Genomic DNA, 278 nt, shown 5'->3' with positions numbered 1-278 from the left:
CGGCGGCAGAGCACCTGGATGGTGCGCTGAACCTCTATCTCGCGGCCGATCAGCGGGTCGATCTTGCCGTCGCGCGCCTTCTTGTTGAGGTTGACGCAGTAGGCGTCCAGCGCGTCGCCCTTCTTCTTGGCGCCGCGGGGATCGCCGTCGTCGCTCGGCCGCTCGGAAGCGCCTTCCTCCTCGGCGCCGCGCACGGGCTTCGACTCGGAGGCGCCGGGGCGCTTGGCGATGCCGTGACTGATGTAGTTGACCGCGTCGTAGCGGGTCATGTCCTGCTC

General features: G+C 68.7%; 1 pseudogene. It reads right to left on the bottom strand.

The features are described 5' to 3' along the window. Positions 1-269 (bottom strand): annotated as a pseudogene (gene clpA / locus C1X29_RS29855) (ATP-dependent Clp protease ATP-binding subunit ClpA); the annotation flags it as partial. Positions 270-278 lie beyond the last annotated feature (9 nt).

This window comes from Pseudomonas sp. GW456-12-10-14-LB2, assembly GCF_002884345.1.
GTDB lineage: Bacteria > Pseudomonadota > Gammaproteobacteria > Pseudomonadales > Pseudomonadaceae > Aquipseudomonas > Aquipseudomonas paraglycinae.
Note: the sequence above shows the minus strand (reverse complement) of the source record. Positions and strands in the feature narration are given on the sequence as shown.